The 20,121-nt window shown below is 64.2% G+C and carries 12 protein-coding genes; 2 read left to right on the plus strand and 10 right to left on the minus strand.

Translation table 11 applies throughout. The annotated features are described in order from the left end of the window. Position 1: 1 nt before the first annotated feature. From pglZ to G6R31_RS14555, 6 genes are all read right to left on the minus strand, one after another. Positions 2–2,554 carry a BREX-1 system phosphatase PglZ type A gene (gene pglZ, locus G6R31_RS14530; RefSeq protein WP_017869743.1) on the minus strand — a complete coding sequence of 851 codons (2,553 nt, stop codon included), beginning with the start codon at positions 2,552–2,554 and terminating at the stop codon, positions 2–4. A 507-nt stretch (positions 2,555–3,061) separates the two neighbouring features. After that, positions 3,062–4,000: an ASCH domain-containing protein gene (locus tag G6R31_RS14535; protein ID WP_017869744.1), complete on the minus strand. Its 939-nt coding sequence runs from the start codon at positions 3,998–4,000 to the stop codon at positions 3,062–3,064. Continuing rightward, a complete protein-coding gene (gene pglX / locus G6R31_RS14540) occupies positions 3,997–7,629 on the minus strand; it encodes a BREX-1 system adenine-specific DNA-methyltransferase PglX (RefSeq protein WP_017869745.1) in 3,633 nt (1,210 codons plus the stop codon). Before pglX ends, G6R31_RS14535 begins: the two co-directional genes overlap by 4 nt. Then, positions 7,626–11,156, minus strand: a complete 3,531-nt coding sequence (brxC, locus tag G6R31_RS14545; RefSeq protein WP_017869746.1) for a BREX system P-loop protein BrxC — start codon at positions 11,154–11,156, stop codon at positions 7,626–7,628. Before brxC ends, pglX begins: the two co-directional genes overlap by 4 nt. After that, a complete protein-coding gene (locus G6R31_RS14550) occupies positions 11,153–11,734 on the minus strand; it encodes a DUF1788 domain-containing protein (protein WP_017869747.1) in 582 nt (193 codons plus the stop codon). The genes brxC and G6R31_RS14550 overlap by 4 nt, the downstream gene beginning before the upstream one ends. Next, a complete protein-coding gene (locus tag G6R31_RS14555) occupies positions 11,731–12,324 on the minus strand; it encodes a BrxA family protein (protein ID WP_017869748.1) in 594 nt (197 codons plus the stop codon). The genes G6R31_RS14550 and G6R31_RS14555 overlap by 4 nt, the downstream gene beginning before the upstream one ends. Positions 12,325–13,083: 759 nt before the next feature. On the opposite strand from G6R31_RS14555, the gene G6R31_RS14560 reads away from it, so the two are divergent. Then, entirely contained in the window at positions 13,084–13,518 is a 435-nt protein-coding gene (locus tag G6R31_RS14560) for a hypothetical protein (protein WP_025566690.1), read from the plus strand. Between the two features lie 210 nt (positions 13,519–13,728). Here the strand turns inward: G6R31_RS14560 and G6R31_RS14565 are convergent, their stop codons facing one another. Together G6R31_RS14565 and G6R31_RS14570 are read right to left on the minus strand one after the other, a co-directional pair. Then, complete coding sequence (locus G6R31_RS14565) at positions 13,729–15,462, minus strand: SWIM zinc finger family protein (protein WP_017869750.1); 1,734 nt, start codon at positions 15,460–15,462, stop codon at positions 13,729–13,731. Then, positions 15,452–16,207 (minus strand): metallophosphoesterase family protein, encoded by a 756-nt coding sequence (locus tag G6R31_RS14570; RefSeq protein ID WP_017869751.1) that lies wholly within the window; start codon positions 16,205–16,207, stop codon positions 15,452–15,454. Before G6R31_RS14570 ends, G6R31_RS14565 begins: the two co-directional genes overlap by 11 nt. 456 nt (positions 16,208–16,663) lie before the next feature. Here G6R31_RS14570 and hpaH point away from each other — a divergent pair, with 456 nt between their 5' ends. Further along, positions 16,664–17,470, plus strand: a complete 807-nt coding sequence (gene hpaH / locus G6R31_RS14575) for a 2-oxo-hept-4-ene-1,7-dioate hydratase (RefSeq protein ID WP_017869752.1) — start codon at positions 16,664–16,666, stop codon at positions 17,468–17,470. A gap of 24 nt (positions 17,471–17,494) precedes the next feature. Here hpaH and G6R31_RS14580 read toward each other — a convergent pair whose 3' ends face one another. Both G6R31_RS14580 and G6R31_RS14585 read right to left on the minus strand, forming a co-directional pair. Beyond that, entirely contained in the window at positions 17,495–18,787 is a 1,293-nt protein-coding gene (locus G6R31_RS14580) for an aminotransferase family protein (RefSeq protein ID WP_017869753.1), read from the minus strand. Positions 18,788–18,847: 60 nt separating this feature from the next. Then, positions 18,848–19,903 (minus strand): LLM class flavin-dependent oxidoreductase, encoded by a 1,056-nt coding sequence (locus tag G6R31_RS14585; RefSeq protein WP_017869754.1) that lies wholly within the window; start codon positions 19,901–19,903, stop codon positions 18,848–18,850. Between the last annotated feature and the right edge of the window lie 218 nt (positions 19,904–20,121).

Genomic DNA, 20,121 nt, shown 5'->3' on the forward strand with positions numbered 1-20,121 from the left:
GTCAGAACCCGAAGTCGTCCTTGAAGGCGATGCGAATTTCCCACGGTTCCCGAACGAGTTCCAGGCGGTCTTCGGTGTCGGTGACCGTCAGGAAGTAGGTGGCGTGGTCGTCCGGATCAGGGATCGTCACGGAGAGACGGGCCACCTGCTGGCGCTCGGTGGGGTGCGGGCTGGTGCTGGCGAGCGTCAGGGCCTTCTGGTCGGTGACTGCCCTTCCCTCGGCATCTACCAGCTGCACGGTGACCGTCCGGGCACGCAGGCGCTCAGCGACCGCTTCCGCCTGAACGAGCGTGACGTTGAAGACGTTGTTGGTCACGCGGCGGGAGCGCGACACCACTTCCACGCGCACCTTGCGGCTCGCCTGGGCCACGCCGGGTGCCGAGCGTTTGTGGCGGTAGGTGAGCACCGGCACGACCATCTCCTGCAGGCTCGCGCCGCCGTGGGCGTACTGGGCGCTGCCCCCCTGAATGCGGTAGCGCAGCGTGCCCCACGGGAAGAAGCCGTGAAGCGGGCCGGACACGTTCTGATACTTGTGTAACGAGACGTGCAGGCTGCTGGGAACCTCCACTGGCTCCGTAGCGATCATCGCTCGCCTGTCCACCTTTGTCCCCGCGCCTTTCACGGGCACCGCGACCTTGTCCGGGTCTTCAATCTTCTGGCGCTGGTAGAGGAAACCGTGGTCGGCGGTCACGAGGACGGTGCTGGTGTTCAGGCTGTTGACCAGCCGTTTGACCGCCCTGGAGAGTTCAGCCACAGCCGCCGCGCAGCCCCGGAAGACGTCGAATTCGCTGGCTGGCTTGTCGCCCAGGGCGTCAATCGCGTCGTGGTAGAGGTACACCAGCCGCCGACCTTCCAGCGCCGCGCGGGCCGCCTCGGTGCTCATCACCGCGAGTTCGTCCAGCTTCATCACCAGACTCGGAAACCCCGTGCGGCGCAGGTGCGTTTCCCGGTCGCCCTGCTGGGTAGGCAGGCCGCTGCGCAGCACCCGGTCGGTGTCGGCGTCCCAGGCGAGTTCCTCACCGGGCAGCAGCGCGGCCATGCCCCAGCGGGTCTGGCTGGGGAGCACGCTGAGCATGTGGCCGAGCGCCGCTTCACCGCGCAACTCGGTGACCAGCGCCCCGCGCAACTCGGTGGCGACCTCATAGCGCAGCGCGTCGCTGACAATCACCACGACCCGGTCACGCTCGGTGCGCTCCAGCAGCGGCCTGACGTGCCACTGGAAGAACGTCCACTGCTTTTGCAGGGCGTTGAGGCGTTCGGGCAGCTTCTCGTCGAAGGCGTCGTTCCAGGCACCGTTGAGCTTGACCTGAAACTCGTCGTAATGCCTTTCGAGCTGCGGCGTCAGCTCACCCAGCAACGTGGCGTCCGCCTCATCGGCCGCCGTGACGTACTCGCGGTAAAGTCGGTCGAGCAGGTGCCAGTCGCTGACGTACTGAGCCAGCAGAAGTTTCGCGTCGTCCGGGAAGACGCCAGCGAACTGTTCCCGGAGCCTGAAGAATTCTGCGGCGGCGATGACGGCCCGGTACTCGTGTGGATACCGCGCCGCGTAATGCAGTTCCGAGCGTTCGCGGGCCAGCGTGACGATTTCTGGCGGCTTCGTGCCGCTCAGCAGCGCCCTGACCAGGCCGCGCAGGGCGACGATTTCAAGAACGGGGAACGTCTCCACGCCTTTCCAGACGCTGAGTTCCCTGGCGGCGGCCCACTCCTCGATGCCGAGGTCTGCCTCGACTTCCTGCGTCAGTTCCCGCAGGCGCTCCTGGTCGCGCGAATCGCGCAGCCATGCGGCGATGAGGGAGTAACCCGGCGTGGTGGTCGGCGGAATTTCGGCCCGCAGGTGAGCGGGCAGGTCGCCCTGCAACTGGTGGGCGAAATGGGCCAGCAGCAGCGAGATGAAAAGCCGCCGCAGGGTCGGCACTTCCGCCCGGAACCCCACACTTGCCCCCACCAGTTCCCAGAAGGCCGCCTCCAGCCCCAGCTTGCCCATCTCTTCCCAGGCCGGATTCTGGTCGCTCAGGCCGCCGAGCAGCACCTGACGGATGACGGCGCGGGGTTCAAATTCCTTGCTCCGGGCCGCCACCGCCAGCAGTCCGGCGAGCAGTTCGCGTTCGCTGGCCCCCTTCGGCAACCCGAGGCCCCGCAGTTCCGCCAGGCGTTTTTCGCTGCGGAAAAATCGAGCGTGGTCTCGGATGGTCTGTTCGAGGGGACGGTGGGAAAAGCCCAGGTCAGCGAACATCATCGCCGCCCGGTCTGCCGTGAACAGGTTCCCCGTGAGTTGCAGGTCGAGCAGCCAGTTCTGCGCGGCTTCCGGTTCCTCGTGGGGGGCGTACAGCAGGTAGTCGGAATGCGGGTCTTCGGCCAGCAGCAGACGCTTCAGGGCAAACGGAGTCTCCCCCATCCGGGCGACCTTGACGCCAATGAGGTGCAGTTCCTCGACATCGGCGGAAAATTCTCCCGCGCCGTCGTACCAGAACACCAGTTTGCGTCCCCGGTGTGCCCAGCGGCGACCATCCTCGAACAGGCCCTGCAAGGACAGGCGAATGCGGTCAAGCTTCATGGCGGCTCGTGAAGTTCAGGCGGTCGGGAACGGACATGGCGATGCACCATCATAGGGGCGAAGGTCTGTTTTAGAGCATTTGACAAAAAGACGCAACGTCTTTTTGGCGAGCGGACTGGGACAGCTCGAAGAGAGCGAGTGCAAAACACTGAGCAGGGCGGACTTGCAAAGCTCCGCAGGAGAGAATGGAGTGATGCGGGGCGCTGTTCCGCGCATCACGTAATTCGGAGAACTGCTCTAGGGCGAGCGTTCAGTTCGTAAAGCGCAATCCGGTCTGCCTGGGTGAGCTGCACCCTGGCGCGGCCCCGTTCAGGAACGGTGACCTGGCTGGCTGCCTGCCCATCGCCGCCCTGTGCCGCAGCCAGCACGGCTTATACGGATTCCGCTAAATTCCTGCACAGTCGGAACTACACCGCCTGTGCATCCATATCGCGAAATCCGTATCTTTTCCTACTCCTTTCAGTCGGATTGAATCCAGAAATCTGCTGGATTCAATCGGAATCCGTATTACTGCTCCAGCGTGTCAGAGCGCCGGGGAGCGAGTTCGATGCCACCCGCCAGGGCCGCACGCACCTCAGCGACGGGCACGCGGAAGATGCCCGCCGCCCCCGAATAGGGAACGGGCGTCTTGAAGCGGCGCGGGTGGGCAAGTTGGTAAGCGTACAAGCCGTCTTGCCCTTCCACCTCGGTGCAGCCCACCACATCCACAAGGCCGACCAGAGCGCCAAAGGTCAGCGTTTCGGGGTCGAGGTCGCGGCCTTCAAACAGGTCTGGGTCGAGGGTGCGCGAAGCGTGAACGAGCAGCGGCCCCATCTCCTTCATGCGGCGGGAGCGGTATTCCAGATTCTTTTCGCCGCGCAGAATCAGTTCGGCCCAGGGCTGGCGGATGCTGAGTGAGCGCACGGTTTCCCCATTCAGGTCGAGCGGCGCGGGCTGGGCTGGGGCAGCGAAATCTCCCAGCAGGGGCAGCTCCGCCTCCGCGAAGGTCAGCACCACTTCGAAACTCAAGTCAACGCCCCGCTCGGCCAGTTTGCGCCGCGCCTCGGCCTCCAGCGCCCGCATGGGATTGGAAAGGCCGAAATGCGCCCAGAAGTCTGCGGCGTCCAGGAAAAGCATCTCGTCTTCGGCCTCGGCCACCGAGTTGACGACGGCTTCCATCACCTCCTGGCTGAAATCCCCCGCGCCCTCCGCTTCGTCTCCACTGTCTCTAGACACCGCAGGCACTTCGAGGTCAGGCACCCGGCTCAGCATCGCCTCAAACGCCGCCTCTACCCCGATGGCCCCCAGCCGCTCCACCAGTTGCGCCTTGGTCGCCTGTGCCGTATCGGTGACGCCAAAACGCTTCCAAAAGTCCGCCGCACTCAGAAACAGCATCTCATTCTCGGCGCGGCCCACCGCTTTCGCCAGGGCCATCACCTTGTCATCCGAGAAATAAACCCTGCTCATACGCCCCCCTCCTGTGCCAGCAGATCGCGTTTCCACTGGCTCTTTTTCTCCAGATCCGCGAGTTTAAGGTCGGTTCCAGCATAGACGAGGTCTTGCAGGCCAGTCACCCCGGCCCCGCCTGCCCGCCCTGTCAGGTAACTCAGGCCCGCCGCGCTCATCAGCCAGTAGTTGTAGGCCACGCCGTCATCCAAATCGAGGACTGGGCGCAGGTTCGCCGCGTGTTGCAGGGTCGTGTCGTACTTGTGGACTTCGGCCACCTGCTCATCCAGCGCCGCCAAAGCCTTCTCCGCCTGCCGCCTGGCCGCCGTGCTGCCCGCCGCGTCCCGGTCGGCCACCAGTCGCCCGCGCCGCGCTTCCAGTCGCCCTTGCAGCGGCAAGAGGTAATCGGTTCGCAGCCGCGCCAGCGTGTCGGCGTCGTACCTGTGCAGGTACACCAGCGCCCCGAACCCCCGCTTTTTGCCCGACGTGAACAGCCAGTAAATCGGGCGCTTCTTGTAGGTCTGGATGTGGTCGGACATGAACTCGGCAGCGAAATACCGCCGGATGCGTTCCTCTGCCGTCTCCCCTGCCTTTTGCCCGCCCAGCGATGCCGCCACCCAGTCCATGTTCGCGTCCAGCGTCTCTGGCCCGAACGCCACGCGCAGGAACTCGCGGAAGCGGGCCGTCACGTCGTCGTCGAAGTAAGCGTCCGTGGTCACGGGCAAAATCCCGTCCCTGTCCGCCGCAAACGTCGTGTGCCGTCCCGCGTCGAACGGTTGCCCCGCATGAATCAGGCCCGGTTCGTCCAGCGAGTAGCGGCCCATCATGCAGCCCACCGCATACGACAGCAGCGAGCGCACGTCGCGGCCCAGGTCGGCGCGGCGAATCGTAATCTGGTCGTCGGGCACTTCGGGCGTCAGCTCATCGCCCAGGCCATACGCCTCTATCCAGTAGCGGTTGTTTTCCTCTTCCAGCCGTTGCAGTTCGCGGAAGGCCGCCTCCGACTGGGCCTCCCAGCGGGCGAACGCCTCGGGGAGGGATGGGGTGGAGTGACGCAGGAGTGGGTGGGTTTGGAAGTCCCAAGAGGTTTCAAAGTTGTCCCAGTCGGTTTTTGAGAGAGAAATAGCTCGCTCAGATATGGTTATGACAGCATCTCTATCAACACTACTTGAGTAAGGTATTTTCTCCAAAACACCAGAAGTGTAGTTCATTGTTGCGCTTATTAGACTTGTAAACTCAGATGCTAACTTTGAGCAAAGTAAAGACAGAATTAAAGGCTTTGAATAACTGCCAAAAACGGAAGGTCCGGCGTCATTAGCAATAAATCCCGCTGGAGAAAATCTAACTCCAAGAAAGCTTGAGCTAATTTTAGTCCAAGTCAAACACTCTTCAAAGTAATGAACATAAGAACGAATGTTTGATTTCTCAAATTTCCTTATTTCCTGACCGTCTTTTCCCCAGTTGATTATAGATTCATTATTTCCAAACCACTTTCTATATGACCCGCCTTTGTTCAAGGGATACCATTTTGCGCCCGCGCTGTTTGACTTAATACTGGTTTTGTACATACCGACTTCATGCCAAAACCTAATAAATCTGTCCCCATCTCCTGTATCAGAGCCTTTAGTGAATTTACCAACGGATGATAGAGGGGGAAGATTCCTGAATGCCTCAAATATTTTCTCGCTTGCCCAGTAAGCTAAGATTGCTTCAGGTATGTTCTCAAATTCGCTCTGGCTTCGGCGGGTGTAACGGTAGTTGACTTCTGGATTCTGTACAGCTTCCAACACTTTTGGCCCTTGATTTTCTGCGCCTCTGAAATCGCTCAAGCGGATAAATTGTGCTGGATACTCGTTGTCATGCGCTTTTTTAAGCGTGAAAGTACAAATCGGAACAGTTGCGCCATCAAATCCAGAATATTCAAGTTGCACCAGACTGCTTATCGTGTGCTTGCGAATAATCATTTTCCGCAGTCCTTCGTAACTGGAAATGAACATCCAGACGAACGGAGTCATGAAACCCAGTTGCCCCGACTCTTTGGTGAGTTCCAAATCTCTAGCGATAAACACGGAAAATAGGTCGCTTTTGACTTCTGGATATTTCTTTTCAACGAACGACTTGAGCGGCGGCTCAAACTTGTTGTTTGCCATATACGGCGGATTCGCCACCACTGCGTCGTATTTCTTCGCCAGCAACTCGGCTTGCTTCAGCAGGTGCCGCAGGTCGTCCAGCGCGGCGGCGTCTAGCCCTCCCCGTCCCTCCAGCCAGTGCAGTTGCGCCCGCAGCCGCTCGGCGCTGAAGGCGGGGGGCGTAATCAGGCTGCCCAGGTGGTCGGCATCCTCGAAGGCACTGACCAGCGGTTGCCAGTCGTTCGGATTGAAGGCGTCCGCATCGGTCAGGCCACCGCTGAGGGTGCTGTACTGGCCCAGCATGTCCCGGCTGCCCGCGTTCGGCAGCTTCAGCCCCCGCGTAGGCCTCACTTGCAGGATGTTCAGGGTGGGCATGTCACGCCGGAACAGGCGGGAGTTCAGTTCGCGGGCCTTCATGACGACGGCAAAACTGGCGAGTTGCGCGGCGCGTTCGTCTATGTCCAGCCCGTGCAGGTTGTGGGTCAGAATCAGCGCGGGAATCTCGCGTTCGCTGTAGCCCTGCTCGCGGTAGATGTGCGCCAGCAGGTCAAAGGCGTACACCAGGATGTGACCGCTGCCGCACGCGGGGTCCATGACGGTCAGGTCTTCGGGCTTCAGGTCGGGGTTCGGCTGTGTTGCCGAGTCCTGGGGCGCGGGGTTCTCGCTCTCCAGGTAGTAAGGCATGTGCGCCTTCAGGCCGCTTTCGGGGTGGGCTTCGAGCCACACGCGGCCCAGGCTGTTTTCGACCATGTAGCGCACGATCCAGTGCGGGGTAAACAGTTGGGTGGCGGCGGGAATGTCGCGGGGGGTGTACTTGCCCTTCTGCGCGAACACTTCGTCCTTGCGCTCGGAGATGTAGAACTGGTACAGCCAGCCCACGATTTCGATGTCCTGCCAGTCGGCTTCGGGGATGTCCGCGACCATGCGCCGCACGATGGAGTCCTGATTCAGCAGGGTGTCGGGCAAGAAGAGGTTCAGCCACGCCTTGCCCTCAAACAGGAAGGGCAGCGTGGGGGCCAAAGCGGCAGCGTAGGCGCTCAGCAGGCGGCGGTAGAGTTCGCCGGGTTGGTAGAGGCGCTGCCAGTCGTCCAGCACGTCAGGGGTGACGCCAGGGAGTTCGCCGCCAGCGGCCAGGGTCATGGCGTCGCGCAGCAGGTTGGGGTCGGTGACGCCGGGCTGGTCGCTGCTCAGGGCGCGTTCGGCGTAGCCCTGCACCTCCATGAAACGCAGCGCGGCGAGGCGGTTGAACCAGGTGTAGGCGATTTCGTCGGTCAGATGGTTGAACTTGTCTTTGGGCGTGCCGGGGAGGTCGTGGTAATGCCCCACCAGCGCGTCGTACTGGCCCAGGTCGGTGGGGGACAGGCTGAGGGTCTGGTTGCCCGAAATCAGGCCGCCTTCCACGCGCCTGGGGGCGTCCATGCCCTTCTCGGTGATGCCGAACAGCGCGAGGCGGGCGCGGGCTTGTTCGTGCAGGTGGCGGCGTGCCCACTGGGCGAAGTTCTTGACGGCGGTTCTGTTCATTGGAGCCTCACTCGTTCGCCGTTCTGCACGGCCTCGGTCAGTTGGTTGCGCAGGGTTTCTAGGAACTCGTTGATGTCCTCGGGGGTTTCGAGGTAGTCCTTGCCCGTCAGTTCCCTCGCTTTCAGTGTCCTGATGGGTTTCACCACTGGGTCAGGCTCCCTGTTGATGGCTTCGATGATGGCCTGCTCGACCTTGTGGGCGGCTTCCTGTACGGCGAGTTGCGCGGATTCGGCGGCGTCAATCGTTTTTACGCTGTCCAGACGGCGACGCACGTCCAGAATGGGCTGGGTCAGCTTGCGGGTTTCTTCGGCCCCCAGTTCGTTGGCGATGGCTTGCAGGCGGCTGACTTCGCTGTCGAGGTACTGCCGCACCCTGGCTCTGGTCTGGGTCAGCAGGTCTTCGATGTGGGCGGCGACTGGCCTCAGCTGTCCGGCCATGCCCGCGATTTCCCTGGTCGGGTCGGGGGAGGCCAGCAGCTGCCGCGCTTTTTCGATGCGGCTCCTGAGTTCGGGGTCACTGACTCGCGGCAGGTCGGCGTCCAGGTCGCGCAGGCCAGAGCGCAGTTCGTCGAAAATCTTGACCTGCTGGCCCTTGTAGAAGTTGCGAACCTTTTCGCGCACGTCCAGGTAGTCTTCCAGGTCGTCGCGCCGGGTCTTGACGGCGCTCAGCACCGCCGCTGTGCCTTGCAGCCCCGCCAGCCCTTGCAGCAGGCCCAGCTGCGCCTGAAGCTGCGGCCCGAAGGGGTAGCCCTGCTCGGCCTTGCTGGTCAGCATTTCGAGTTCGCGCAGGTCGTCGGCAAACTGGGCGCGGTAGGCGCTGGCGAGCTTGGGCGCTTCCGCGAGGTGGCCCTGGGGCAACTCGGGCAGGTACTCCTTGGCGAGTTGGCGGGCGGCATTGAGTGCGCCGAGGTCGATGGCGTCACTGATTTTGACCACCGTCTGGTCTTGCCCCGCTTTCTTGAGCAGCTTGTTCGCCAGCCCGTGTTCGCCGGGGTCGACGGGGCGCTGCGCGACTTGCAGTTCGGCCTGTCCCTTGGCGACCAGCGTGGCGAGGATGCCCAGGGCTTCGGCGGGCATCCAGCCATACGGCAACTTGGTGAAGCGGGCCAGCAGGTCACTCACCGTCACGCGCACCGAGCGCATCTGCTGTTCTTGCAACCAGCGTTCCATGTCGGTCAGGGCCAGGTGGTTGGGGTCTTGGCCGTCGAGATTCTGGCTCTCGTCCAGGGTGGTGAAGGCGCGGGCCACGTCGCCCTCGGTCAGGTGCGGCCTGGTGATGTAAGCCCGCTTGGGAAAGCCGTTTTCGACCAGCAGGCGCAGGGTGCTTTGCATGACTTCGGCTGCTTTTGCGCCGCCCGGTTGCTGACGTGACCCCAGGGCGTACACGCGGGCGTCCGCGAGGGCCTGCTCCAGCTTGGTTTCGATGCGGGCCTTGCGCTGGGCGTTCTCCTGCTGGCGCTCGTTCAGAATGCGGCTCATGGACGGCGTGTTGGTCTGACCGGATTTGCGGGCCACATACTTGTCGGTTCTGACCATTTCCGTCAGTTCGTCGAAGAGGCTCTGCTCGTCGGGCAGCACCAGCAGGGCTTCGACCGTCTCCCCCGTTCGCTCGTTGGAGCGCAGCGCGGCGATGTGGTCTTCAGACAGTTCGGCAAACTTCTCGGAGTACGGCGTGACGACGTGCAGCCCGATGTCCCCCGACGCCGTCCCGAAAGCGCGGTCGTCCAGGCGTTTGGTGAAGGAGTAGTTGCGGTACTGGTCGTACTTGAAGCTCGTCGGAATGAAAATGGAGTTCCAGACGCGCTTTTGCAACTCGCTGTTGAGTTCGCCTTCGCTGACCTCGACATTCTTGATTTCCTTGCCGACGTCCTGCTCCTCGTTGGTCAGGAAAATCCAGCCCTGCGCGGTCTGCTGAATCAGGGTCTGTTTTTCCAGCCGATTCAGCGCCGCTTCCAGTTCGCCCTTGAGGGTCATCTTGTTGTCGTCCACATGGCTCAGCGACAGGGTGACAAGGTTCTCCAGGCTGGTCTGGATTTCCCTGACGTGCTTGAGCATGAACAGCGTCTTGAGCAGGTCGATGTCGCCGGGCCGGAGTTCCGCGTTGTCACGGGCCTGGTCGATGACGCGCCGCACGTTGGAATCCAGGAAACCCTCGACCGAGTTGTAAAAGGCGTGGAAGGGCACCAGCGTGCCGAGTTCCTGACTGCTGGCGACCCGCGCCGCTTCCTGGAAGGCGTTGAGCATGCTGCGCTCGCCTTCGGACAGCGATTTGCCCGAGTACCCGGTGGTGCGGATGGCCTCGAAGACCTTTTGCAGCAGCAGGAACTGATACGGAATGAACGGGTAGGTGGCGACGAAATCGTCCGCGTCACGGTAACCGGGCAGGTGAGGGCCCTCCTGAAAAGCAAGCTGGTTACTCAGGTGAGCCTGCACGCGGTCGTACAGCGCCCTGAGTGCCCGCTCGCCGTCTGCCGTCTTCTGCAAGAGGCGCAGGCGAATCACTTCGTCGGTGTTGGCCGAGGAAAGCTTGACCTGTGTGGAAAAGCGGCCCTGAATCTTGGAAAAGTCGTTGCTGCGGCCCTTGCCGCTCAGCACGCTGTCGATGTCTTCCTGTGACGTGACCAGAATCCAGGCGCGGCCCGGAGCCTGCGACCCCAGTTCCTCAGTCACGGACTGCAAATTCAGCATCAGGCTGCTGTTGTCCCCGACGTATTGCCCCACCTCGTCCACCAGGAAAAGGATGCGGTGGCCGGGGCCTTTGCGCTCCAGGTAGTCCCGCACCTCGCGGGCGAACTCCTCGGCACTCACGTCCGCCTTGTTGCGAATGCTGTCGAGCAGCCGCTCGGCCTCGGTGCCTTCCAGGCCCACCGCCGTGTGCAGCGCCGTCATCATCGCCATCTGCTCGAATTCCCAGGCGTCGCGCAGCGCTTCCCAGGGCTGTCCGGCTTCCTGCTCGAAGGCCGCCTTGAACGCCCCGTACTTGCCGCGCTTGTCGAGCAGCCGCTCGAAGGCCGCGAGTTCGGGACTGCTGCCGAGGTAGCCCAAGTGGTCGTCGAACGCCTTGAGCATCACCCGCGCGACGGCTTCCTTGTTGGTCTTGCTGCCGGAATCCGCCTTGGCGTCGATGTTGAACAGAATCACGTCCGTCTGCGGCGCGGCGCGGCCCGCCCTGTCCAGCGTGGCCCGCAGCATGGCGTCCGGAATCTTGTCGTCGAAGAACGTGATGGCTTTCTTCTGGCCCCCTGGCCCCGCAACTTCCCGGTTGGAAAACAGGTAAGACAGGATTTTCAGGAAGTGCGACTTCCCGGAACCGAAAAAGCCGCTGATCCAGATGCCGATGCGCTCTGTGGGCTGCTCCAGCGAGGAGGCGTAGTGCTCGAAGACCCGGCGGAATTCCCGGTCGAGTTCCCGCGTGACCACGTACTCGTCGAGTTCGCGCAGGACATTTCTTTCATCCTGCTGCCCCGCCATGATGACGGGCGGCACGGGGCGGTTGATGTCACGGACAAAGAGGTCGTTGATGTTCACAGGGCGGCTCCAGTTTCAGGCAGAAGGCGAAAAGCGCGGTAGTAGTTGTCATCCTTGAGCAGACCGAACAGACGCAGTTCCTGCCCGTTGTACTGACCGGGAAAAAACATCACCAGCGGGGTATTGTCGAGGCGTTCCTGCAGATTGTTGAGCAGGCTGTGGGATCTCAGCAGCGGGTACGCCGCGCCGACCCCGGTCAGCAGCAGCAACCCGGCCCCCCCCTCCTGAGCCGCCGCGACGACCGCCTCTGCCACCTTGTCCGGGGCGAGCAGCGGCCTCAAGGCACTGCGCAGGGCTTCTGCGCCCCGTTTGGCTTCGAGTTCCAGGGTCTTTTCCAGGTAGCCGCGTTTTTCCAGCATGCCCAGCAGAATCTGGTAGAGGTCAAGCACGACCACCCTGACCCCCTGCGCTTCCACGCTGGCGACCACCTTCGGCAGCGCCACGGCCACGTCCGGCTCGCGTTCAGGCGGGTAATCGAAGATGTGGAAATTGACTTCGTTTCCGTAGCCGCGTCCGGTGAGCAGCTTGGGATGACTCAGGACATCAGGCAGGGCCGACAGGCGGGATTCCAGACTCATTTCAGGTTCTCCAGGAGGGGCAGCAGGTAAGGATGAATCTCCCCCACCGCCGCCGCCGTGGCAGGCGTGAGGTACTGGGGCAGGATGTCGTAGGTGCCGCGTGTGCGCTCACGCAGCAGTCCGGCGTCCTGCAGAAAGCGGGTCAGGTTGCCCCGGGTCTTTTGTACGGTCTCCGGCGTCCAGGCGTTCACCTCGGGTACCTGCTCGGCCTTGTGACCCAGAAAATTCCGGGCGTCTGCGTCCGTGACTTCGCGCTCCAGTCGGTTCCACTTGGCGACCAGCACTTCACCGATGAACTCCAGCAACAGGCGTTTTTGTGTGGTGACTAGAGCTAGGTTGACCAGTTGACGCTGTTCGAGGCTCCCCGTCGCCAGCAGGGTGACGTGTTCGGGACGTGCGGCACTCAGGCGGCGCTTGACCGCAGAGAAGATGGTCAGCTGGCTGTTGGCCTTTCCTGGCCCGTACAACCGGGCTTCACGCGCCGCCTGACGCAGCTGTTCCCAGCTTTGCCCGGCCTCCCTTTCCTGAGCGGTTAGAGTCGTTTCAGTCAGGAGAAATTGCACATTGGTCAGGGCGGTATAATGGGACATCAGTGCGTACCAGCATAAGAGAGGGAGCAGAGCGGAGACGAACCACGGCGTGACATTCACGGTCAGGAGTGTCCAAGGTCAGGGTGACAGAGCTGGACAGTACGTTCAGACCCAGTCGCTGGAGACAGTCAGCCGACAAAGCGCGCGTGAAGATCAACCGGAGTTCACCAGACGCTTCTCGAGTGTTATACAGAACTGAACTATTCTTCAGAGATTTTGGAAAAGTGCCGCCATCTCTTACGCGCCGTTCAGTTCCGCCCTGTCTTTTACTCACTCTGCTGCGCAGCTTTGCTAGCCCTTTCAGGAAAATAGTTTGGTATCCTCATGAGTTGCCTTGGGTAAATATTCCCAATAAGCACGTCTGGGACGACATCGAACTGAAGTTGTCACCTACTGAAATGCCCTGACCCCATCACGCTCCTGGAAGTCGGCTGGACGCTGGTTTTACGCCCTCTCTCATAAAGTTTGTCAGGCCGCCAGGGGGCAGAGGCTCCTTTTCAGGAAACAGGTGCAAAGAGAAACGCAGAAGCATAGGAATCTGAGCAGAAGATTGGCTTTCGGCCCCGATGAAGGAAAGCTCACAACTTCTAATATTTGTTGCACACAAGACTGCCCTTGCAGAAGACCGCAAGCAGCCCCAGAACTCCCCCCTGCATATTCAGTGGTGAACCCTAATGACATGCCGACAATTTTTACAGGCACATGTCAAAACTGCCGGCGCCTTGCAAATACGTCGGGTCATCATGTTAGATTGGCTGTATGGCTTACAGGAAACTCAGTGAGATTGTCATGGAACTCGAACATCCTCAGCAGAGCGACCGCTTCGTGAAGATGTTCCGCAACGCCGTGCGTGAGGGTAATATTGACGCGATCGAACTCAAGGAACGCTTTACCCTGCCCAAGCAGTACAAGCGCCGTGGCGGTGAAGGCAGCTACGAACGTCAGGCCCGCGACATGGTTTTTGAAGCAACGCCCAAAAGCGAGAAATGGATCGGGCAGGCCAAAGACGACCTCAGCAAGATCAGCACGCGCGGTGGCCGTTCCAAAGTGGTGCCCAGCCTGGAAACCGTAGAGTCGGGCGAAGTCGATTTCAAGGCGCTGGTGGAAGAAACCCGCCGCAACATGGAATCCAAATACAACCGGGGGCAGCAACTCGGCAGCTCGCGCAAGCAGCGGGGCACGAAAAAGAAGTAAACGCCGCACAGTTGAGACTCATACGGATTCCGATTGAATCTGAAACTACCAGATTCAATCGGAATCCGTATCATACGGCTTGGGACGAAGCAAAACACGTCCGAAGCCGTATTTTTTTTCAAAGTCAGCCGCCGGAGCACCGCCGCAGTGCAGGTGCAAGTCGCTCGCCAGCACACTGTCGTGTGGCGCGGCGAGGGTGGAAAGCAGGGTTCAAAGCAGCCCCGCCTGTTGCAGTTCGTCCCTCAGGGCAGGCAGGCGGTTGAGTTCGGGGAAAGCCGCAGCGACCAGTCGCCGGGTTTCACGCTCGCCCAGGCGCTCCAGGAGGGGACGCAGCGAGGCGGCGGCCTCGGCGTAGGCGCGGCGGTGGCGCTGAGCGGCCCAGCGCTGTGCGGCCTGAACTCTCAGCAGGGCGGCGCGGTCGGGACTCAGGCTGGGCAAGGCCGCCACCCGCAGCGCGAGTTCGGGCGTCAGGTCGGTGCCTACGTCGCTGACCAGGGCGAACGCCTGATCGGCCAGCCCCGAGTCGTTCACCCCCTCGACCAGCAGCAGTTCGAGCAGGCGCCGCCACATGCCGCGCCGTTTTCCCAGACGGACGATCAGCTCCCCCCGGTCGGCGGGCCAGTCCGCGCTGCTCCGTCTGAGGCACGCCAGCCACTCGTCGCGGGCACTGCCGGTCACTTCCTGCCAGGCCAGCGCGTGCGCCTGCTCACGCCGCCCGGTGCCGAGGTAGACGCCGTGCAGCCACAGCCGCGCTTCGTCGCCTTCCCAGCCGGTTCGCGACAGGGCGAGGCGCTCGAGTTCGGCCAGGGCGCCCGCCTGCTCGAACGGGCCTCGCAGCTCGTCCAGCGGCAGGCGTCCACGCCTCCCCTGCAAAATCTCGACGGCTTCGGCCACCCGCCCGCGCCCCACCAGAAACAGGGCCAGCCGGTTCTGGTCGTGTCCGGCCCGCAGCAGCGCTTCCTCGTCGGCGTCGGTGCGGGGGCCGCCGCGCAGGTCGAGCAGCGCCCCGAGTGCCGTGGCCCGCCGGGGACCGCTGCCACGCGACAGCCCTTCGAGGAGACGACGCACCTCCGCCTGCTCGCCGGGGCGCAGCACCAGAACCCAGCCGTGAAACTCGTCGTCGAAGGCTGCGCGGCCCTCGGTCAGTTCGAGCATCAGGGCTTCCAGGGCCTCCTGCCGCACGTCGCCTTCCAATTCCCCCTGGGTGAACAGGGCGTACAGTCCGGCGACGGCCTCCTGCGCCAGCGAGTCCAGGCCGAAGTCGATGTCGTGGCGGTCATAAAAGTCCTGCACACCCTCCAGCACGGCGAGATAACTGCGGGCGGTCGCCTCCGCCCCAGGCCCCTCCAGCCCCTCTCCTTCTTCCAGACGGCGCCCGAGTTCGTCCAGCAGCAGGTCGAGGCGGTCGCTGCCAAGGTCTTCTTCCCGGTACAGCAGTTCCTCTTCCAGGTCATCGTGGTCCAGGTCGGCAAAAGCGGCCTGAATGAGCGGGGTCAGGTCGTCGGTGCCGGGCAGACTCGCCTGGGTGTAGACCAGGCTTTCCAGTTCCGGCGCCCGCGCCAGCATGAGCTGCACCAGCCGTTCCAGCGTGGGCCGGTCAAGGGCGTCCAGCACGCTGCCCAGGGACGCTTGCTGCACGAAAGGCGCCGTGCCCTGCGTGAGCCGCGCCAGCAGCGCCGCCACATGCTTGCACGCCCCGCTGCCCACCGGACAGCTGCAACTGGCGTCCACCACCTGTCCGCCTGCCACCGTGACCCTGACCCGGTAGCGTTCCTGGCCCTGGGCAGCGGCGAGGTACTCGGTGCCTGCCTGCCCCCGGGCCGCCGGGCGCTGCCGAAAGTCGCTCAGACGGCGCAGGTACGGCTGACCTTTTTGCCATTCGCGGGCGTCCACCCAGCGGCGGGCGGCGGCTTCGGTCAGGACCGCCGAAGTCTCAGCCCCCACGCTGGCGGCTCTCCTGCCCGGTGCGCAGCTGCGCCGCTTCCTTCTCGCCGTCGTGGGCGGAGGCCAGCGCCCAGCGCGCCGCCGCCTCCACGTCGTAGGGCACGCGGCGGAAGGTCACGTTCCACACGTCCCCTTCACCCTCCAGCAGCACCCAGCGGGCCAGGGGGGAGCCGTCCTTCTGGCGGCTGACCGCGCCGCAGTTCACCACGGTCAGGGGGCCAAGTTGCCGCACGTGTTCGAGGTGCGAGTGCCCGACGACGACCACGCGGGCCTCGCCCCCGTCGCCCAGCCCGTCGCCCAGCCGGTCACCCAGTCGCTCCAGCACCCGTTCGTCGCTGGCCCAGCCCTCGCCCTCGCGCAGCAGGTATTCCCAGGCGCTGGAGGGACTGCCGTGCGCCGCCAGCACTTTGCCCCCGGCCAGCGCCGCGCTGGTGGGCAGCTTCGCCACGTATTCGGCGGCCCCAGCGGGCAAGACGGAATGCAGCCACGCCAGCATCTCGCGTTTCTTCGTCTCCGGGGTCAGCGGCTCACCCAGGCGCTCGTCGGTGTTGCCGCGAATTTCCTGGGCGCCGTACTTTTCCCTGATGTGGCGCTGAAGTGCCCATGCCCCCGCCGGGTCGGCGCCGCCGAACAGCCCGTCGCCCAGGTTGACCCATTCGTCGGGCCGGTGCGCTTCCATGTCCCTGAGCACGGCTTCCAGAGCGAAGCGGTTGCCGTGAACGTCTCCAAAAACAGCGATTTTCATGGGGTCTCCTGTGGGCAGTCGGGGGAACGTTTGAAACGGAACGTCTGGGCGGGGGCACCCGGAAACAGCTTCAGTGTAGAAGCTCGGCCCGTCCCAGGCACGCCGGTCAGCAGGGCTGTCAGCAGGACGCTCCACGGCGAAATGGTCTAGAGCAGTTCTCCGAATGACGTGATGCGCGGAACGGCACCCCGCATCACTCCATTCTCTCCTGCGGACTCGCAGAGCTGCCCCGCAGAGCTTTGCAAGTCCGCCCTGCTCAGTGTTTTGCACTCGCTCTCTGCGAGCTGTCCCAGTCCGCTCGCCAAAAAGACGTAACGTCTTTTTGTCAAATGCTCTAGGATGAGGCCACTTCAACACCGGGCACCCCGCCCCGGCCGCCGCGCCGGGCGACCTCTCTGCGCGAACAGCGGTTTGCACGGGCAGGCGGGAAGACACCGTGCCGAACACAGAGGAACCATGCTGACCGAAGAACAGATCAGGGACGCCGCCGGGCGGCTGCAGCAGGCGGAAGAGACCCGCACACAGATAGGCCAACTCTCGCGCCAGTACCCCGACATCACCATCGAGGACGCCTACCGCGTGCAGGACGCCTGGGTGGGGCACAAGCGGGCGCAGGGGCGGCAGGTGTACGGGCACAAGATCGGGCTGACCTCCCGCGCCATGCAGAAGTCGAGCAACATCGACGAACCCGACTACGGCGTGCTGCTCGACGACATGGTCTTTCCTGAAGGCTCCGAGATTCCCGCCGGGCGCTTCATCGTGCCCCGGGTGGAAGTGGAACTCGCCTTCCTGCTCGACAAAGACCTGGAAGGCCCGAATTGCACAGTGTTCGACGTGCTGAGCGCCGCCGCCTACGTCTTTCCGGCCATCGAAATCATCGACGCGCGGATTCAGCAGATCGACCCCGGGACGGGGGGCACCCGCAAGGTGTTCGACACCATTTCCGACAATGCCGCCAACGCGGGCATCGTGACGGGGGGGCGCCCGGTGCGCCCTTTCGACTTCGACCTGCGCTGGCTGGGGGCGCTGCTGTACAAAAACGGCGTCATCGAGGAAACGGGGCTGGCGGCGGGCGTCCTGAACCACCCGGCGAACGGCGTGGCGTGGCTGGCGAACAAATACGCCGCGCACGGACGCCGTCTGGAAGCGGGGCAGGTCATTCTGGCGGGGTCGTTCACCCGCCCGGTGGAGGCTGGCCCCGGCGACGTGTTTCATGCCGACTACGGGCCGCTGGGCGGCGTGAGCGTGCGCTTCGGGCGCTGAGCGTGCCCCTACACGGCCACGGGTCTACCCCAGCACGTCCTCCAGTGCCCCGGCCAGCAGGGTCAGCAGTTCGTCCACCTCGCTGCCGGTGATGCTCAGGGGGGGACCGAGCAGCAGGTGGTCGCCCCGGCCCTCCCCTTCGGCGCCGCTGCCGGGGTAGACGATCAGGCCGCGCCGCATCGCCGCCGCGCCGATGCGGGCTGCGACGCCCGGTGTCCCGAAGGCCTGCCCGGTCGCCGGGTCGCCCAGCACTGCGCCGAGCAGCAGCCCGGTCCCGCGCACCCGCAGCAGCTGGGGAAACCGCGCCTGCAACGCCTCCAGCCCGGCCAGCAGTTGGGAACCGCGCTCACGGGCCAGGTCTGGCAGGTGCTCGCGCTCCACGATGTCGAGCACGCTCAGGCCCGCCGCCACGCTGACCGGGTGCCCGGCGTAGGTAAAGCCGTGCATGAAGGCGCCCGACCCGTTCATCACCGCGTCGTGGACCCGGGGCGCGGCGAGCAGTCCGGCCAGCGGCGCGTACCCGGCGGCCAGCCCCTTGCCCAGCACGGCGATGTCGGGCTGCACGTCACTCCACAGCGACACGGCCAGCGGCGCCCCGCAGCGGCCCATGCCGCTCATCACCTCGTCGGCGATAAACAGCACGCTGTACTCGTCGCAAATCTCGCGCACCCGCTCGTAGTAGCCCGGCGCAGGAGCGAGCGCCGCGTCGGAGGCGCCCACCACCGGCTCGGCCATGAAGGCGGCGACGGTCTCCGGCCCCTTGCGTTCGAGCAGGTCGCGCAGTGCCCCGGCGTCCTCGGCTCCGTTCCGCGCGGGGTCGGGTCTGGGCAACTTGGGCCAGGCTTCGGGGCGCATCAGGGGCGTGTACAGTTCGCGCCGCGCTCCCATGCCGCTCGCCGCCAGACTGCCCAGCGAGGCGCCGTGATAGCTCGGGACGCGGGTGACCACCTTGAATCGTCCCGGCTCGCCGCGCTCGACGTGGTACTGCCGCGCGAGCTTGAGCGCGCTCTCGGTGGCTTCCGACCCGCCCGACACCGCCCAGAAGCGGAAGTCCGGCAGCCCGGCGAAGTGCGCGAGCCGCCCGGCGTAGTCTTCCAGCACGTCACTGGAAAACTGCGAGCCGTGAACGAACGGCAGCCGCGCCGCCTGCTCCGCCATGCGCCCGGCCACTTCGCGGCGGCCATGCCCGACATTGGCGACCAGCGCCCCCGAGGAGCCGTCGAGAAAGCGGCGGCCCTCCGCGTCGTACAGAAAAACGCCCTCCCCACGCACGGCGACGGGGTAGGGCTTGCTGGAGCGGTAAAAGACGTTGGACATGGGAACTCCTGAAGGCCGACCCTCATCGGGCGGCTCTCAATTGAAAGGTTGCTTCCCAGACTACTTCAATGCCGCCTCCTTCAAGGCGCCGGGCGCGGTCTCCCCTGCTCCGGCTTCCTCCAGGCCCGCCGCTCCGGCGAGCAGGCGGTAGGACTGCTCCCGCTTGAGGGGATCATGGGTGTAGGTGGTCACCATCAGTTCCTGAGCGCCGGTCTGCTCGGCGAGGGCCTGCAAGTCGGCCCAGACCTGCGCGGGCGTGCCGATGCGGGCCTTTTTCAGCAGTCGGGCGGGGTCGGTGTCCATCTCGCGCAGCCAGGCCCGGGCGTCTTCCGGCGAACGCAGCAGCCCGCGTTGCCCGCTGAGGATGCCCAGCGACAGCGCCGCCGCCGTCAGCGACAGTTCCTGCGCTTCTTCAGCGGTGGGGGCCGCCAGCGCATTGACCCCCAGAATGGCGTGAGGCTCAGCGAGCGGGCCGGGACGGAAGTGGCGGCGGTAGGTCTGCACGGCCTCGGCGGGGTCCTCCTGGCTGAAGTGGTAGGCGAAGGCGTAGCCCACCCCCAGTTCCCCGGCGAGCTGCGCCCCGTAGAGGCTCGACCCCAGAATCCACAGCGGTGGCAGCTTCACGCCGCGCGGCTCGGCCAGCACGCCGCTGAACACGGACCCGGCAGGCCAGGGCGTTTCCCCGGCAAAGGCCCGCAGCAGGGCGATCTGCGCCGGGAAATCGTCGGCGGCCAGCGCCTCGCGCGAGCGCCGCAGGGCCAGCGCCGTCACGCCGTCGGTGCCGGGCGCGCGGCCCAGCCCCAGGTCGATGCGGCCCGGAAACAGGGCTTCAAGACTCATGAAGTTCTCGGCCACCTTCAGAGGCGAGTGGTTGGGCAGCATCACCCCGCCCGAGCCGACGCGAATCCGCCGGGTGCGGGCTGCCGCGAGCGCAATCAGAATCTCGGTGGCCGCGCTCGCGAAGGCGCCGCTGTTGTGGTGCTCGGCAATCCAGAAACGTTCGTAGCCCGCCCGGTCAGTCGCTTCGGCGAGGTCCAGCGTGTGCCGCAGGGCTTCGCCGGGCTGCTGCCCGGAGCTGACAGGGGTCAGGTCGAGGACGGAAAGAAGGGGAGCCATGCCCTGAGTGTGCGCCTCCAAACAGACATTGGAAGTGAGGCGGGCTGCTTTCATGTCACCGGAAAGACCATCTGTCAAAGTTCAGACAAATTATTTGTCACTGGTGCTAGCACGGAATTCTTGCACGGCGCCGTTATTGCTGTTGGCCCGGAGCTGCGTGGCGCCCAGAACGGCGTGAGAAACAGACAGTCCGTCGTCGCCCCGGAAGCCGTTCACGC

The organism is Deinococcus wulumuqiensis R12, assembly GCF_011067105.1.
GTDB lineage: Bacteria > Deinococcota > Deinococci > Deinococcales > Deinococcaceae > Deinococcus > Deinococcus wulumuqiensis.